Genomic DNA, 17,058 nt, shown 5'->3' with positions numbered 1-17,058 from the left:
TCAACCGAAAGATGGAGCCCTGGATGAAAGGACACCTGACCCGCTTTGCCCTGGCCGCCTCGCTGACGGCGGCCATCGCCACCCCGGCCTCGGCCTTCGATTTGTTCGGCCTGTTCTCGAATGACGAGAACACCCTGGAAGCCATGCTGGAAACCGTTCCCGCCGATACCCCGATCTTCGCCGCCGGCCACGCGGACAGCCGGATGGGCCGGTTCAGCGACAACATGATGATGCCGTACACCGAGTCGGACATTCGCGATCTGAAAACCCTGCTCGAATCCGAGGCCGACCTGGACTCCCCGGCGATGGCGCTGTTCGTCTGGTGGCTCGACGACTACATGACCCATCTGTCGGACGGCTACCAGGCCCTTATGGACCGCTATGGCATGAAGGAAGACGGCGCCGCCCTGTTCTTCCTGGACGGAGCCATGCCGGTCGTCCGTTTCGCCCTGGAAGACGAGGAAGCCTTCCGCACCCTGCTGTCCGACGCCGAAACCGAAAGCGGCGCCGAGTCACGCACCACCGAGGTCGACGGGGTTTCCGTTCAACTGTGGCGGCTGACACCTCCGGGAGAAGAACTGTCGGCCGACCTGGCGGTTGCCGTCAATGAAGGGGTCGCCACCGTGTCTCTGTTCAACGGCCAGGACACCCAGGACATGATGGCCCGTCGACTGGGCTTGTCTGACATCGAGCAGTCCATGGCCGACGCCGGCACCTGGGACGCTTTGGGTGAGACCTACGGCTTCGACGAAAAGACCCGCATGTTCATCGACATCGCCAATGTGGTCGAAAGCATCCTGCAACCGGAAAACACCGCATTCGGCCGCGACCTGTCCCGCCTGGCACCGGACGTCATGGCCGACGCCGGCGGTTCGCTCGACGCCACCTGCCGCGCCGAAATCGTCGATCTGGCGCGTCAGGCGCCCCGTCTGGTCGCCGGCAACAATGCCCTGGAAGTCAGCGGCGACACCCTGAGCCAGAGCGTGCGACTGATCTGGGAAATCAACAACAGCCAGGTCACCGGTGAGCTGCAGAAGCTGTCCGGTTCCCTGCCCGACTACGCCGGCGACGCCTCGGACAAGCTGTTCGCCCTGGCCCTCGGTCTCGACGTGAACAAGCTGGCTCCGGTAGCCACGGCCCTGTGGACCCAGTTCACCAACGCCGACTTCGAATGTCAGCAGCTGATCGACCTGCAGACGCAAGCCCAATCCACCAACCCGGCTATGCTGGGTATGGCCAGCGGCATGGCCCAGGGCGTCAAGGGCATCGGCGCGGCGCTGTACTCGGTCGAAGCCGACCCATCCAGCCCGGCCGGAATCACCGGTTCCGCCCTGATCAGCCTGAGCGCGGAAAGCCCGGAAACCATCGCCGGCCTGATCACCACCAGCGTGCCGGGCATGGCCGGTTTGAGCATCCCGAGCAACGGCGACGCTGTTCAGGTGCCGACACCGCTGCCGAGCCCGACCGTGTACGCGGCCATCAAAGGCAAACACCTGGTGGTCTATACCGGCGACCCGGCCAAGTCCGCGGCCGACACCCTGGCCAGTGAAGCGCTGAACACCCGGGGCGTCACCTCGGCGGCCTTCAACTACCAGCGTTTCGGGCAGGCGGCGCTGGATGCCCTGGATACGATGCCCAATGCGGCCGGCCTGAGCGAGTTCTCACCGGACGGCAACTGCAGCGATGTATACGCCGGCGTGATCCAGCTCGCCCAACTGCCGATGGAGCTGACCTACCAGGACGACTATACCGATCGCGGTTGGGAAGCGCTGATCGACGTCGATGTCCAGGCGGCAGACAACACCCGTGTCACGGTCGAGAGCGGTACCTACACCACCGAGACGCTCGACTACGACTGCAGCTGGTTCGGCTCCGGCCAGGAGACCTTCAAGAGCGACGGTACCGGTGCCTACACCGAACAGGACGGCGCCGGTCAGTGCGACCTCTACCGCATCGAATACGAATGGGAGCAGGAAGGCGCCAGCCTGTCCCAGGCGGTCGTTCGCGAGCAGAGCCGCGACAGCTGTGACGCCGAGTGGACCGACGTCGAGGCGGAAAGCTACGAATGCACCGTCCTGGGCGAATCCGACGGCGGATTCTATTGCCTGTACAACTTCGACGGTGAAGCCACACTGATGCGCTACACCCGCAACTGAAGCCCCCCCGGCCCCCGGTTCCGCCGGGGGCTTTTCGCATGGCTTAATTCGCGAAGCACTCCACCAGATCATCCAGCACCCGCCGCGTGCGCAACGGCAGATACCGCTTGCTCGGATAGAGCGCATTCAACGCCACCTCTGGCCCCCTGAACGCCGGAAACAACGGCACCAGATGCCCCTGTTGCAAATCGTCCATCAAATCCAGCCGGGACTTGTAAATAATGCCGGCCCCCTCCAGGGCCCATTGATGTACCAGGGCACTGTCATCGGCCCGCCGGTCTCCCTCGACGCGAACCTCATGCGTTTTCCCGTCCCGCTGAAAGGTCCAGGTCGTGCGCGGCCGGTGGTTGCTGTAGAACGTCAGGCAATTGTGGTGAGCGAGTTCACGCGGATGTCGGGGCGTGCCGTGTCGGGCCAGGTAATCGGGCGAGGCACAGGCGACCTGTTCGCTGACGGTCAACCGCCGGGCAATCAGACTGGAATCCTGCAGGTCACCGTAGCGCAGCGCGATGTCGACGGACTCCCGGGTTAGATCGTGCAAGGCGTCCGAAACATGCAGCACCAATCGCAGGTCCGGGTGACGCCCGAGACAGTCGTCCAGCCAACCGCTGAGCCAGGTTCGCGCCAGATCGGTGGGCGCGGATAAATGAACCTCCCCGCTGACCGTCCGGCTTCGGGCCCCGATCAGTGCCTCCCCGTCCGCCAGCATACCCAGCGCACCGCGACCATGTTCGGCAAACACCTCCCCTTCCGGGGTCAACCGCAACGACCGGGTGGAGCGTTCGAACAAACGCACATTCAACTGCGCCTCCAGCCGCTTCAGGGCGGCACTGGCCGCCGCCGGCGTCAGGTTCAACTGCCGGGCCGCGGCGCTCAAACTCCCCGCCTCGGCGGCGCGCAGAAACAGATTCACATCGGTCAGGCTGTACATTTTCAAATGTCCATTGAAAGTACTGTTGATTTCAATGCCATTATCAAATCCAGTTAACCCGATCACAATAGCCTCGTCATTCACCGACGGGACCACACCATGCCCAACCCGCACCACACTCTCGCCCGGGACAGCGCCGTATCGGTACTGAACCGAGCCCGGGTCCTGGCCGTAAAAGCAGCCACCCACTGCCATAGACAAAACCTGGATCCGGTCGATCTGCTCAACGCCCGGCTCGCACCCGACATGCTGAACCTGGATCGCCAGTTCCAGATACTGACCAGCGGCGCACGCGGCAGTGTCATCCGCCTCGCGGGCGGGTCACCGCCGACGCCGGAGGCACCGGACTACGCCGTATTCAATCGCGGCGATGAGCGGGATTTCCGCGAACCGGCCCGGGATTTCGACACCATCGAATCGGATTTGAAACGCGCCCTGCGGGACCTGGAACGGCACTCAGCCGAACCAGACTTCGATGTTGAAACGCGCCCTATCGACGTCCAGTGGCGTGGCCGAATTCGGCGTTTTAACGCCCCTGACTTTGTAATGCGCTACGTTATCCCCAACCTGTACTTTCATCTGAGCATGATCCACGCGCTGCTCAGGCACCAGGGCGTGCCACTGGGCAAGGCGGATTTCGAAGGACCGCCCAGCTACCGGATTGTCTCAGCCATCGAACCAACGGAGCCTCACGATGATTGATCTCTACTACTGGACCACCCCGAACGGCCACAAGATCACTCTCTTCCTGGAAGAAACCGGATTACCGTACAAGGTGATACCGATCAACATCGGCCGGGGTGACCAGTTCGAACCCGAGTTCCTCAAACACTCGCCCAACAACAAGATCCCCGCCATCGTCGACACAGAACCGGAAGATGGCGGCGAGCCGGTATCGGTCTTCGAATCCGGCGCCATCCTGGTCTACCTGGCCGAGAAAACCGGCCAGTTCATCGGCGAGACCCCACGCCAGCGACTGGACGTCATGCAATGGCTGTTCTGGCAAATGGGCGGCCTCGGCCCGATGGCCGGGCAAAACCACCACTTCAACGCCTACGCGCCAACGCAAATCCCCTACGCCATCGATCGCTACGTCAAGGAAACCGCCCGCCTCTACGCGGTTATGGACAAACGACTCGGCGAGCAACCCTACCTGGCCGGGGACTATTCCATCGCCGACATGGCCAGCTACCCCTGGGTCGTGCCGCACGAACGCCAACAACAGAGCCTCGACGACTTCCCCAACCTCAAGCGCTGGTACAACGCCATCGCCGAACGCCCGGCCGTGAAACGCGCCTATGCCCTGGCCGAGGACATCGCGCCGCCTAAGAAAGACGGCTTCAGCGAGGAGGAAAAACAGGTACTGTTTGGGCAGGATGCATCGCGAGTGCAACGCTGATAGCTGGTCGGCAAAACATGGAGCCCAGTCGATAGTACATTGCCAAAACCCGCACCGGCTGCCGGGTAGACCTATTCGGGGTCGCCGTGAACCCATCCATGGGGGCTTGACGGCCGCCGTCCGGGCGGCCGACATCCCCGAATAGGTCAACCCGGCACCCGGCGCTAGCCTGATGCCCCCTACCCCCTCATGGTGCACTTACCCACACAATCTGTGGATAAGGCTGTGATTAGCCTTGGGAGAAGCCGATCCGGCGCGCTTTTGGCGCACTTCTCCAAAAGGCGTTAAAAAACAATCAGTTATAGTTCACAGTTTTGCGGTCTGACACAGTTCTGTCATACCGACGTCATAGACTTCGAAGCCCCATTTCAAGAAGTCTATGCCGCTTATGACCGCTCACACTCCAAATTCCTCATTTTTGTCGGCCAAAACCGGTTATGCCACGTCGCCCCGCCCGAGCCCGAACCGCAAGCCGGTCCTGCCCAGCGTCTGGCGACGCGTACTGATGGCGTTGATCGCCCTCGGTGGGTTGGCATTATTGGTTTCCGCCCTGGACTCGCCTGTCATGGAGCAGATCACAGGCACCGTTCACATCGACCAGGACATCGGCAAGGACACCACCTGGCACGCCAACCGCACCTATGTGCTGGAAACCGATGTCTTCGTACACGGCGGTGCCCGCCTGACCATCGAGCCCGGCACCCGGATCCTCGGCGAACACGGCTCGTCGCTGATCGTCGCCCGCGAAAGCCAATTGATCGCCCGGGGCACCCGCTCGGCTCCCATCGTCTTCACCAGCGCCCAGGATGTGGGTGAGCGTGCCAGGGGTGACTGGGGCGGAGTGGTCCTGCTCGGCGAGGACCGCACCAACGAAGCCTTCGCCCGCGTGGAAGGTGTGGACGGCCGGGACATTCGCGGCCATTTCGGCGGCCAGGTCGAGGAAGGCAGTTGCGGCGAGTTGACCTTCGTACGCATCGAATACGCCGGTTACGAGGCCTTTCCGGGCAATGAATTGAACGGCCTGACCCTGGGCGGTTGCGGACCGGACACCGTGCTGGAGCACATTCAGGTACACAAGGCGCTCGACGACGGCATCGAATTCTTCGGAGGGTCGGCCAGCATGCGTCATGTGCTGATCACAGGCGCCCGCGACGACAGTCTGGACTGGGATCTGGGTTGGAACGGCCGGGTACAGCACTTGATCATTCAACAGCATACCGGTGAAGGCGACCGCGGTTTCGAAGGCGACAATTCACCGGAGCGCGACGACGCCCGGCCTCGCTCCACGCCTGAATTCAGCAACGTCACCCTGATCAGCAACAGCGGCGAACACACGGCCATGGTGTTGCGCAGCGGCACCGCCGGTCGCTTCGGTAACATCCTGATCGCCGGCTACGGTACGCACCCGATCGACCTGCGCGACCCGCTGACCGGGTCGCTGCTGGAGCACAACCAACTGGCGTTCGACTCGCTGCTGATCGAGAGTTCCCGGAGTATCGAACAGATTTGGCCGGCCGAGACGGGAGAGAAGAACAACGATGCCGGTGTCGACGAGGCCACCGTGTTCGCGGCCCCCACCCAGACCGCCGAGAAGCTGTTCACCCAGAACGCCCGCAACCCGCGCCAGCCGGTTTTCCGGCCAGGCATGCAGGCGTATCGCGAACAGGCCAGTTGGCCGAGCGACAGTGATTTCTGGGACCGAAGCGCCACCTATTACGGTGCCGTGGATCCGCAGGTGTCGAACCCCTGGTATCTGGGTTGGACGGATTTCAGCGAGAACTGAGGTTGGGTTGTGATGTTGGATTACGCCTTCGATAGCGCGCCAGCGCGTAATCCACCCCCCCCGCCCGGCCTTATTCAACACCCGGCAATGCCGACGCATCGCCGGTTTCAATGGCCGACCGGATCTGGGCCGCCAGCCCCTTGGCCTGGCGAATTTCACCGCGCGTCATCCCGGCGCTCAGCATCGGACGCAATGCGATGGCGGAGCTGTTGCCGGCTTCCGCCGCCAGGTCGTTCCAGGCGTAGGCCCGCACCAAGTCGACCGAGACGCCTTCGCCGGTGTAGTACATATACGCCACGCTGTACTGGGCATGATCGTGCTCATGCAAGGCCGCCTTACGGAACCAGCGGAAAGCTGTGGGAAAATGACGCTCGACAATGAGTCCTTCGTAATACAGTTCGCCCAGGTTGTTTTCGGCGATCGAGTATTCCTGTTCCGCCGCTTTTCGGTACCAGTGCAGTGACTGATCGAAATCCTGCACCACGCCGAGACCCGTCTTGTACAGATAGGCCAGGTGATTCTGTGCCGGCGAATACCCCTGCTCCGCTGAACGCACAAGCCATTGCGCCGCTGTGTCGTAATCCGTCTCAACGCCGACTCCGTCGTAATACAGCAGGGCCAACCGGTACTGGGCATTGTCGTGTCCCTGTTCGGCGGCCAGACCGTACAGCCGGTGGGCCTGCTCGATGTCCTGCTCGGTCCCCAGACCGTACGCATAGGACCACCCCAGGTTGAACCAACCGTCGATGTGGTCCTGCTCCGCGGCTTTTTTGAACCAGCCAAACGCCTTATCGTGGTCCTGCTGAACGCCCCGACCGTCCTCATACATCAAGCCGAGGGCATTCTGGGCATCGGCATCGCCCCGAATCGCGGCCTTGCGATACCAGTTCGCGGCGACACTCGGGTCGGCGTCGACGCCATAGCCGTTTTCGAACATCCAGGCCACGTTGTATTGGGCGCCCAAATGGTCCTGTTCCGCTGCCAATTGCATCCACAACACGGCTTCTTCGTAATCGGCCTCCACCCCCGCGCCTTGCAGGTACAGCACGCCCAAGGCGTTCTGGGCCGCCGAATGCCCCTCGCGAGCCGCCCATTCGTAGTGGTCGAAGGCGGTTTCCAGGTTTTCCTCGACACCCTCGCCGTTTTCATAGAGCAAGCCAAGGTGGTAGTGGGCCTCGGCGTAACGCTGCCCGGCCGATTGGCTCAGCCAGTGCGCGGCTTTATCGAAGCTCTGCTCCACTCCGTCGCCCCAGTAATACATCATGCCCAGATTGTCCTGGGCGACGGCATCGCCCTGCTCGGCCGCCGCCCGGTAGAGCTCGACCGCCCGTACCAGGTCCTGTTCAACGCCATAGCCCGATTCATAGAGCACACCCAGGTTGTTTTGTGCCGACGCATGGTTCTGGCGCACCGCCTTTTCGTACCAGCCGGCGGCCGCGATCAGATCCTGGGGCGCGCCATCACCAAAGTGATACAGATAACCCAGGGTATATTGGGCATCGGCATCGCCTTCCTCGGCCAGAATGCGAGTCCGGTGGAATTCGCTGGAATAGTTCGGATCGATGGCGGATTCGGAATCGGCTTGCGGTTCATCCGATTGGGGCGGCTGGGTGGTCGCGCATCCACCGAGTATGAGGGTCGACGCGGCGCACCACAGAGTGACGGAACGGAGATTCGGGAAAAACGGAGATTTTGAATAAGGGGACGGCATGGGATCTTCCCTTGTGACTGCGGATAAAAAAGCTACCACAGCCTTAGGCGGAGTGCGACGCCCCTCACTCGTGAGGTGCGCCGAAGCGAATCTCCTCCCCATTGCTCAGAATCAACCGCACATCCGCCGACCGCCCTTCGTCATCGAGCGCCACATATCCCAGGCTGCACTGATTCACCAGCAGGCGTCCGCCCATTCCTTCCGGGTAACGCTTGCGGATCGTCATGCGACGGCGTTTGGTGAACCAGTTCAACGGTGAGCCGGGCCTGAACAGCCAACGGTCCAATCGATCGAACCGGGGCAGCAGTTTTTCCGGGAAGGTGTTGCGCAAACCGCTGCAGGTGATCTGGGTGATCTCCGGACTGCTCTTGCTGTGTTTGATGCCGACGTCGTATACGAAGGAATAATGCACGTCGCCGCTGAGGATGGTGAAGTGCTTGGGTGTCCGGGCGTGCTGGAAGATATTCAGCATGACGTTGGCCGCTCCGGGGTGGGCCATCCAGTTCTCCGCATCCACCATCAATGCCTTGCCTAAAAAGGTGAAAACACGCTGGACCGTCTCGATCAGTTTGACGCCGAATACAGGCGCCGCCGAGACCATGATCACGGCGCGTTCGTGAATCAGGTCCTGCTGCAGCTCGGTCAGCGCTTCCCAGTCCATCAACCCGGACGGTTTGCCGGGGCTGGATTCCGAGCGCCAGCGCCGGGTACGGGTATCGAGCACCAGCCATTTGGGGTCGGTCGGCAACCGGTAATGCCACTCCTCCCAATCCAGCAAGGCGTCGATGGTGCGGTCGTGAACCGCCTCGTTCAGTTCGCCGTCCTCGCTGGCCGACTCGAACAGGGGCGCGATGGTCTCCGTCAACAGAGGTTTCAGTCGCTCCGGGTCGTTGCCCCACCCCTGGCACAGCCCATAGGCCAGCAGAGCGTTGCCGATGATGCGCCTGGAAAACGGATGGCCATAGGCGGCTTCCTCCCAGCCCCGGGTCAGGTTCCAGTCGTCGGTGATGTCGTGGTCGTCGAATATCATGTACACCGGCACATGAGCCAGCGCCCGGTGAATAGCCGGCAAGGACCGTTCGAACCCGGCCAGGTTACCCAGCTCGCGCTCGTATTCGGCTTTGTCCCGGTCTTCCAGGCGTGGAGCGGTCCGGTCCAGCAACGGCCAGAGCTGAGGCGACCAGACCAGCAGGTACATCGCCAGCATTTCGGAGAGGGTGATCAGATGGTTGCGGGCCGACACCGCGGTGAAGATCGGCTTGCGCACGCCGCCGAAGAAGAGGTCCTGCAGCAGTCGGTTTTCGCGCGTACTGGGCAGCAGGGACTCGCGGTGATAATAGGTGAACGCGCTGACGAACAACCCCTGGCTGTCGTTGGTTTCCGCTTCCTGCCAGCGCTCGTCGTACAACCCCAGTCGGCGAATGACGTCATGGATCAGCCGCAACATCGGGCCGGCGACATCGTCGGCGTAGATCTGGTCACCGGTGAGCATCAGCAGCGACGGACGGGCTTCGGCTTCCGTCAAACCGCCTTCGATGCGCCGGTCCACCTGGGCCAGGGCGTCGTCTCCGGCGTAATGCGGTTTACGGCAGGAACCGTGCAGGAATTGTCGCAACCGGGTGTGGACAGCCACCGTCGGCCAGGGTTGGCCCGGGTACAACAAGTCGGGCACCAATTCCGACAGCGGGCGAGTGCCCGAGCCGGCCTTGAGCTGCAAGTCGTATCCGATGAGGTCGCCGTCGGCGGCGTTCAGCGGCACCTCGATCAGATGCAGCCAGGCTTGCCGACCCACCCGGATGGACCGGGTGCAGGTCGCCAGGTCGAGCTTGTCCAGCACCGTTTCGTCGGTACCCGGGTGCAGCACGATCCGCCCATACAACGGAGCCGAAGTCGCCAGCCACAGCACCAGGCGATCGGTCTGCAGCCGACGCACCATGGGCCCGGCCAGGATCAAAGGCAGGTTGGTCGGTTCGGGTTCGACAGGTGCGAAGGTCAAGGGGTGTCCTTAGATTGAATCCAATCATCGTTCAGAGACTCATTCAAGCCTACCGACGCGCACCCAAGCGTACCAGCACTCGAGCGTAAAGGCTGCGTCATCACCATTGGGTCACGGTTCCGACATCTTAATGTCAAACAGCGGTAACACAACTTCGGAACACTCGTCCCCCGCTTACCCGCATCCTTCAACGATCCGTGATACAAAAAGGACAGGACCATGCATGACGATAACAACAAGCCGGTCGAGTTCGACCGCCTGATCGACAAAGCCATTTCCCGCCGCAGCCTGATCAAGGCTGGTGGCGCCGCCGGTGCCGCGACCTTTCTGGGCGGTGCCTCGCAACTGGCCATGGCCGTGAGCCAGGCGACCACTCTGATGGGTTTCGAGAACATCCCGACCAGCACGGCGGACGAGGTCTCTCTGCCGGCCGGTTATACCTACGACATCCTGATGTCCTGGGGCGACCCGGTTCTGGATGGCGCGCCCAAATTCTCCCGCTCCAACAGCGCCGAGGACCAGGCCGGCCAGTTCGGCGACAACACCGACGGCATGGAGCTGTATCACGTCACCCGTGCCGACGGGTCCATCGACCCGAACCACGCTGTGTTGGCCGTGAACAGCGAATACTACAACGACGAATTCATCTTCGAGCACGGCGAAGCCGCCAAGACCGCTGAAGACGTGCGCAAGGGCATTTACGCCCACGGCATCACCGTTGTCGAGGTCGAGCGCAAGCGCAACGGCACCTGGCAGATCAAAAAAGGCGCGCCGATGAACCGCCGCCTGCACGGCTACGCCGAGTTCGAACTGACCGGTCCGGTCGCCGGCAGCGATTACGTAAAAACCAATGCCGATGCCACCGGCCGCAAGGTGCTGGGCACCTTCAACAACTGCGGCGCCGGTCGCACGCCCTGGGGCACCTACCTGACCTGCGAGGAAAACTTCAACGGCTACTTCGGCGCGCCGGAAGGCACTGCGCTGACCGAGGCCCACAAGCGTTATGGCCTGAGCAAAAACGGCTTCGGCTACAACTGGTGGCCGCATGAGGACCGTTTCAATCTGGCCAAGGAACCGAACGAGCCGAACCGTCACGGCTGGATCGTCGAGATCGACCCGATGGACCCGACCTCCACCCCGAAAAAGCGCACCGCCCTCGGCCGTTTCAAACACGAAAACGCCGCCATGACCATCAACAAGGACGGTCGTGCCGTGGTCTATATGGGCGACGATGAGCGCGGTGAGTTCATCTACAAGTTCGTCTCCCGCGACACTTACGACGCCGACAACCGCGAACGCAACATGCGCTTGCTGGAACAGGGCACGCTTTACGTAGCCAAGTTCCACGACGGCGGCATGGGCGAGTGGATTGAGCTGAGCTACGGCCGTAACGGCCTGACCCGGGAGAACGGGTTCGAGAGCGAAGCCGATGTTCTCGTCCGCGCCCGAGCCGCCGCCACCTTCGTCGGCGCCACCACTATGGACCGCCCGGAATGGGTCGCCTGCCACCCGTCCTCGCCGATGGTGTTCTGCACCCTGACCAACAACAAGAACCGTGGCGTCAAGGACAACCAGCCGGTTGGTGGCCCGAACCCGCGCGCCGAAAACCACTTCGGCCAGATCGTGCGCTGGATGCCGGAAAACCGCGACCACAGCTCCGACCGCTTCGGCTGGGACCTGTACGCCGTCGCCGGTAACCCCGAAACCCAGACCGGTCTGTACGCCGGCAGCGACAACGTCACCGCCGAGAACATGTTCAACAGCCCGGATGGCCTGGTGTTCGATCAATTCGGCCGCCTCTGGATCCAGACCGACGGCAACTACTCGAACGAAGGCATTTTCGCCGGTCAGGGCAACAACCAGATGCTGTGCGGCGACCCGGTGACCGGTCACATCCGCCGCTTCATGGTCGGCCCTCAGGGCTGTGAGATCACCGGCATCACCTTCTCCGACGATCACCGCACGGCATTCGTCGGCATTCAGCACCCGGGCAATGCCTGGCCAAACACCGACAAAGACGGTGTACCGCGTTCCTCCATCGTCGCGATTCGTCGCGAAGACGGCGGCATCATCGGCGCCTGATCGGTACGCGATCGCGTAAACAAAAAAACCTCCCGGTCGGGAGGTTTTTTTTGCCACCAACAAGGTTTAGATCAGACTGTCCAGATCCACGTCGACCAGGCTTTCAAACGCAGGCTTGGCGAAGTAATAGCCCTGATACAGGTCGATTCCCAGCCCTTCGAGAAACCCGAATTCCTCCCGCGTTTCGACGCCTTCCGCCAGCGGTTCCACCCCCAGGTCGCGCAACATCTTCACCGTCGACGCCAGAATGATTTGCCGTTTTTTATCCCGGTCGCAATCGCGGATCAGTGACATATCCAGCTTCACGATGTTCGGTTGGACCTCGGCCAGGAGGTTAAGACCGGAATAACCGGCCCCGAAATCGTCGAGCGCGGTCTGAAAGCCCTGTTGCTGGTAATACTCGAGAATGGCCATCAAATGGCGCTCGTCGGCCACCTGTTCCACTTCTGTGATCTCGAACAGGATGCGATCGATGGGGAAATTCGCTTCCGCGGCGGCCTCCAGGGTGGTGCGAATGCACAGTTCCGGCCGATAGACGGCATTGGGCAAGAAATTAATGCTCAACAGGCCGGTCAAACCCAGGCGGGAAGCCAAATGGATCGCCTTGACGCGACACGCCTGATCGAAGCGGTAACGATTGCTGTCGTCCACTCGCTCAATGATCGAATAGGCCGGTTCACCGGCCGTGCCCCGAACCAGAGCTTCATATCCGAGCACCGCACGCTGATTGAGACTGACAATAGGTTGGAACGCCATGGAGAAATCAAAGCCCAGCAATTCGGGCGAGCGACACTCCCGGCAGGCCAGGGAACGGAAATCGTCGGGTTTGTACATGAACATTGGACTGAAAACGGATTCATCGTCCAGTGTAGACGGGCTTCGTCCAGTGTGCAGCTTACGATTCGATCATTGCTCGCCGTTGTTCGACGCCTTACCGCCGGTTCCGGAAACCGGTTCGGTTGATGCACCAATTTCACCAATCGGCATATCGACCGGTGTTCTGGCACAGGAATCGCATTAAAGGATTGCGGTGAAACGCCGTTACCTGAACTACACTAAAAAAACAAGTCAGCCTTAAAAACGAGCGGTCAGGCCATGAAAATTAAAAAACTCCCTCTTACTTTGAAGATCAGCCTGCTGGTGTCCGCCCTTATCCTGGCACTGCTGTTACTCGCCCTCTTGTTCGTGACCAGCTTCAACACCGTCATCAGCAACAGTGAAAAAGACGCTCAACTGCGCCAATTCGTGACCTCCATGACGGAGAACTGGAGCCGGTTGCAAGGCCAATACACCACCGCCAAGGATCTCGGCCCCCGCTATTTCGCCGGCGGTATCGATCTGTCGGAGCTGGAAGGCTCGATCGCAGCCGCCCAGGAAACCGAAGCCACTCTGGTCGAACAGGTCAACAGCCTGACACCGGACCTGGTTGAAAGCTGGGACAAGGTCATGCTGGCAAAAACGGACACCTCACTGCGGACCCTGGCCGACAACCTGCTGACCGAGCTGCAATCGTTGCAGGACGCTTTTGACCAAGCCGGCACCGCGTGGGCGGAAAAAGCCACCTGGAACCAACGCAACGCGGTCGAAGCCGCCCTGGAAGAAGCGCTGGGACCGGTCGAGGCGCGCATTAACACGCTGAAAACCCAATACAACACCCTGGTCGATACCCGATCCGAGAACCTGATCGAGTCACAGCAGGCAACGGTGCAAAACCTGATCATCGGCCTGGCTGTGCTGATCGTGGCGGCCGTGGCGGCGGCCATCTGGGTATTACGCACCCTGAAACGCAACCTCAAATCCATTGTGGACGTCACCCAACGGCTGGCCGGCGGTGACCTGACGGCCAACATCCAGGCCCAGGAGAACGGCGATGAGGTGGACGAAGTCAAACTGGCCGTGGCCCGGATGAATGAAAAACTCGCCACCATCGTCGGCTCGGTGATGGACCTGTCCGAGCACCTGCAAAAAGCGGCCAGCGACATCATGTCCGACACCGAAGCCCGGTTTCAGGATGCCGAAACCCAGCAGGACAAAATGAAACAGCTCGCCCACGCCATCGGCGAGCTGCAGACCGCCTCGCATCAGGTCTCCGAAGCGGCCGCCGAGTCACTGACCGTTTCCGAACAGGCCAACGAGTCCGCCGAGACCGGCAACCGCACCGTTCAGGAAGCGGTCGACGCCATCCAGACGCTGGCGGCCGAGATCGAACAGTCGGTCAGTGTCATCGAAAAACTGGACGGCCAGGCCGAGAACATCACCACCATCATCACCTCGATCCAGGGCATCGCCGAGCAAACCAACCTGCTGGCACTGAACGCCGCCATTGAAGCCGCCCGCGCCGGCGAGCAGGGCCGGGGTTTCGCCGTGGTCGCCGACGAGGTACGCAAACTCGCCCACCGCACCCAGCAATCCACCGAGGAAATCCAGCAGACGCTGGAAGACCTGCGCAACGGCACCCAGAACGCCGTCAACGTGATTGGCGGCAGCCACACCAAGTCCGTGGCCTCAGTGGAGACCATCAGCCAGGCGGGCGAGACCATCAAGACATTTGTTCAGGCCGTGGAACAGATCAAGGACTGGACCCTGCAGACCTCAGCCGCCGCCGAGGAACAGAACGCCACGCTCGGCGGCATCACCAACACCGTGAACGAGGTGAACGAGATCACCGAGGAAAACGCCGAACGGGCACGCGGTTCCGTCGAATCGACAGAATCGCTGAACGAGCTGAGCGAAGAGTTGCTGAAGTCAGTGTCGTTTTTCCGTTTGAAGTAAGGTCCGAATCCGGGGCCCGCCAACCCAAAGGCTGTCCCTCAATACCCGCCAGCGCCGTCTTGACCCTGGAGGCTTCCGAAGCCGTCGTGGGGTCGAGGTGACGCGCGACGAACCGGGCCAGATCCTCGGTCGAGGCAAAGAGCCCTCACGCGCCTCGGGCAATGACCGGAGTCGAGGCGGCCTATTGGCCGATATCGACCAAGCCTTGATGTGGATGCGCCAGTCTTTTCGGATCCGGCGTGTAGCCGATCCCGACCTGGCTCTGTGCGGTAAAGGGCTCTGAGCCATCGGCGTCGATCAGGCCGACCGTTTCGATGAATCGCCCCTTGGGATTGATCAGTGCGACACCGATGCCCGCCCGGTGGCCGTTGTCGATCGCCCGGGCCAGACTCTGCCGCACCGGTTCGGGAATGGCTTCCACCGATGCGGTATCGTAGCCCGTCACGCAGCCGGCCAAGCCGGTCCACATGCCGGCCAGTATCATCATTCGGAGAGTGTTCATGGATGATCCTCGTCAAATTCGAGGATATCCCCGGGCTGGCAGTCCAGTGCCCGACAAATAGCCTCAAGCGTATTGAAACGGATGCCGCGCACCTTGCCGGTTTTCAACAACGACAGATTGGTGACCGATACGCCCACCCGGCTCGACAATTCGTTCAGCGACATTTTGCGTCGGGCCATCATCACATCCAACCGAACCACGATCGGCATCAGATGATCTCCTCGCTGTCCTCACGCAAGACCATTCCGATGCGAAACGCCTCGGCCACCACCAGCATCAGCACACCGGTCACGGCGAACCCTAGGTCCGGATCCAGAACCAGGCGCAAGTCATACATACCGGCCTGGTTCCAGGGAAGCACCAGATGAGTTTCACCATCGATGGGTGTCACCTGACTCAGCACCACCCGATGCCAAAGCAGATCGCGTATGACTTGCCAGATCGGAAAGGCCAGCAGAAGCACACCGATCCACCGCAAACGCCGGGCACTGCCGGGCGAGAACGGCATGCCATCGCGCACCTCGCGGGTAAAGGCCCGCAACAGCCACAGGCCGGACAGGATCAAGCCGCCGGAAACGATGACATCCGACAACCGCAGCAGCCAGGAGAGACCGTAACCGGTGTGCTCTACGGTCAGGGTTCCACGGGTGAACGCCAGAACGGCGTCGGAGACCGGAGCCTCGATGCGCATCGGTACATCGAACCGGGACACCTCGGCCACCAATGGCCACTGTGTCACCAGAGGCTCGCCAAGCATGGGTGCCGCCAGCAGGATGATTCCGGCCACCGCCAGCAACAGGCCGGCGCCACCCCACACAACCGTCAGTATCCAATGTAATCGACGCGCGTTCATCCGGGATCCCTGATTGGAATTTAACCGGAGATTAGCGCTCGAAATTACAATTAACAATATATTTTTTATGTTTTACATAAAATATGATCGGAAACAGCAAAGATGGCGACCGTTTCTGTTTGAAGGAACGCTTGCCTCATCTCGTAGATCAACGGTGCACCCGTCACAACGCGTCCGACATCGGAGTCAACGAGGTTGGGTTATCGCGCATTCGTCGGCGTCTAGGGCTCACAGCCGATTAGGGGTCGAAGTCGTCCCGGCGCATGACCAGGACGACGGAAGGGTGCCATTCCCCGCGCACATACCGGCGGGGACCGGCTTCGTTGCTGACCGTGAACCCAAGGCTTTCGGCCAGGCGGATAGCCGCCCGGTTCTCAACCAGCGTGTCGGCCACGATGCGGTGCAGCGACCAGTGCGAAAACGCGAAGTCGAACAAGGCCCGAGACGCCTCACGGGCATAGCCCAGTCCGCGGCAGTCTTCGGCGAGTTCGCAGCCGAAACCGCCTTCGGTCGGATCGTCCGGGTTCAGGCGCACGCCCACGGTGCCGACCAGACGATCGGTCCTGCGTTCAATGACCGCCAACTGATAGCGCAGCCGGGGAAGCTCACGCGACCAGTCGACGAACCAGCCCACCAGTTCGGCCGAGCGTTCCGGCGTAAGGTCGTCGCTGTCGTGCCAGCGATGGCTGTGTTCGGATCGAATCGCGGTGTAGGCGTCGACATCCTCGGGCCGAAAATCGCGCAGCCTGAGGCGTTCGGTTTCCAGACAGAATTCACTCGGTTCGGGGAGAATGATGTCCACAGCGCTTTGTTACCTCTCACCTATAGTTTTCACCCTGCGACAGGACTAGTGTAGAGCAATCGTTTCAAGGA

The 17,058-nt window shown here is 61.5% G+C and carries 14 protein-coding genes; 6 read left to right on the top strand and 8 right to left on the bottom strand.

Translation table 11 applies throughout. The annotated features are described in order from the left end of the window. The first annotated feature begins 23 nt into the window (after positions 1-23). Entirely contained in the window at positions 24-2,156 is a 2,133-nt protein-coding gene (locus tag IE111_RS03435) for a hypothetical protein (protein ID WP_189607107.1), read from the top strand. A 43-nt stretch (positions 2,157-2,199) separates the two neighbouring features. Here the strand turns inward: IE111_RS03435 and IE111_RS03430 are convergent, their stop codons facing one another. Further along, a complete protein-coding gene (locus tag IE111_RS03430) occupies positions 2,200-3,087 on the bottom strand; it encodes a LysR family transcriptional regulator (protein WP_189607106.1) in 888 nt (295 codons plus the stop codon). Positions 3,088-3,186: 99 nt separating this feature from the next. Between IE111_RS03430 and IE111_RS03425 the strand changes: the two genes are divergently transcribed. The 3 genes from IE111_RS03425 to IE111_RS03415 all read left to right on the top strand — a co-directional run bounded on the left by IE111_RS03425 (position 3,187) and on the right by IE111_RS03415 (position 6,269). Beyond that, entirely contained in the window at positions 3,187-3,789 is a 603-nt protein-coding gene (locus IE111_RS03425; protein ID WP_189607105.1) for a DUF1993 family protein, read from the top strand. After that, positions 3,782-4,486, top strand: coding sequence for a glutathione binding-like protein (locus tag IE111_RS03420; protein WP_189607104.1), 705 nt, complete (start codon positions 3,782-3,784; stop codon positions 4,484-4,486). Before IE111_RS03425 ends, IE111_RS03420 begins: the two co-directional genes overlap by 8 nt. Before the next feature lie 388 nt (positions 4,487-4,874). Further along, complete coding sequence (locus IE111_RS03415) at positions 4,875-6,269, top strand: beta-helix domain-containing protein (RefSeq protein WP_189607103.1); 1,395 nt, start codon at positions 4,875-4,877, stop codon at positions 6,267-6,269. Between the two features lie 70 nt (positions 6,270-6,339). Here IE111_RS03415 and IE111_RS03410 read toward each other — a convergent pair whose 3' ends face one another. Together IE111_RS03410 and IE111_RS03405 are read right to left on the bottom strand one after the other, a co-directional pair. Continuing rightward, the gene (locus IE111_RS03410; protein WP_189607102.1) at positions 6,340-7,980 is read right to left on the bottom strand and encodes a tetratricopeptide repeat protein; all 1,641 of its coding nucleotides are present in this window, start codon (positions 7,978-7,980) and stop codon (positions 6,340-6,342) included. Between the two features lie 64 nt (positions 7,981-8,044). Beyond that, a complete protein-coding gene (locus tag IE111_RS03405; RefSeq protein ID WP_189607101.1) occupies positions 8,045-9,976 on the bottom strand; it encodes a metallophosphoesterase family protein in 1,932 nt (643 codons plus the stop codon). Between the two features lie 219 nt (positions 9,977-10,195). Here IE111_RS03405 and IE111_RS03400 point away from each other — a divergent pair, with 219 nt between their 5' ends. Further along, positions 10,196-12,058 (top strand): PhoX family protein, encoded by a 1,863-nt coding sequence (locus IE111_RS03400; RefSeq protein WP_189607100.1) that lies wholly within the window; start codon positions 10,196-10,198, stop codon positions 12,056-12,058. A gap of 66 nt (positions 12,059-12,124) precedes the next feature. Here the strand turns inward: IE111_RS03400 and IE111_RS03395 are convergent, their stop codons facing one another. After that, entirely contained in the window at positions 12,125-12,892 is a 768-nt protein-coding gene (locus IE111_RS03395; protein ID WP_189607099.1) for an EAL domain-containing protein, read from the bottom strand. Between the two features lie 261 nt (positions 12,893-13,153). On the opposite strand from IE111_RS03395, the gene IE111_RS03390 reads away from it, so the two are divergent. Beyond that, positions 13,154-14,830 carry a methyl-accepting chemotaxis protein gene (locus tag IE111_RS03390; RefSeq protein WP_189607098.1) on the top strand — a complete coding sequence of 559 codons (1,677 nt, stop codon included), beginning with the start codon at positions 13,154-13,156 and terminating at the stop codon, positions 14,828-14,830. 181 nt (positions 14,831-15,011) lie between these two features. Here the strand turns inward: IE111_RS03390 and IE111_RS03385 are convergent, their stop codons facing one another. From IE111_RS03385 to IE111_RS03370, 4 genes are all read right to left on the bottom strand, one after another. After that, complete coding sequence (locus tag IE111_RS03385) at positions 15,012-15,332, bottom strand: hypothetical protein (protein WP_189607097.1); 321 nt, start codon at positions 15,330-15,332, stop codon at positions 15,012-15,014. Next, positions 15,329-15,541 carry a helix-turn-helix domain-containing protein gene (locus tag IE111_RS03380; RefSeq protein ID WP_189607096.1) on the bottom strand — a complete coding sequence of 71 codons (213 nt, stop codon included), beginning with the start codon at positions 15,539-15,541 and terminating at the stop codon, positions 15,329-15,331. The genes IE111_RS03385 and IE111_RS03380 overlap by 4 nt, the downstream gene beginning before the upstream one ends. Beyond that, the gene (locus IE111_RS03375; protein WP_189607095.1) at positions 15,541-16,185 is read right to left on the bottom strand and encodes a DUF2975 domain-containing protein; all 645 of its coding nucleotides are present in this window, start codon (positions 16,183-16,185) and stop codon (positions 15,541-15,543) included. The genes IE111_RS03380 and IE111_RS03375 overlap by 1 nt, the downstream gene beginning before the upstream one ends. Before the next feature lie 238 nt (positions 16,186-16,423). Continuing rightward, entirely contained in the window at positions 16,424-16,987 is a 564-nt protein-coding gene (locus tag IE111_RS03370) for a GNAT family N-acetyltransferase (RefSeq protein WP_189607094.1), read from the bottom strand. Positions 16,988-17,058 lie beyond the last annotated feature (71 nt).

Source organism: Saccharospirillum salsuginis, from assembly GCF_014651855.1.
Lineage (GTDB): Bacteria > Pseudomonadota > Gammaproteobacteria > Pseudomonadales > Natronospirillaceae > Saccharospirillum > Saccharospirillum salsuginis.
Note: the sequence above shows the minus strand (reverse complement) of the source record. Positions and strands in the feature narration are given on the sequence as shown.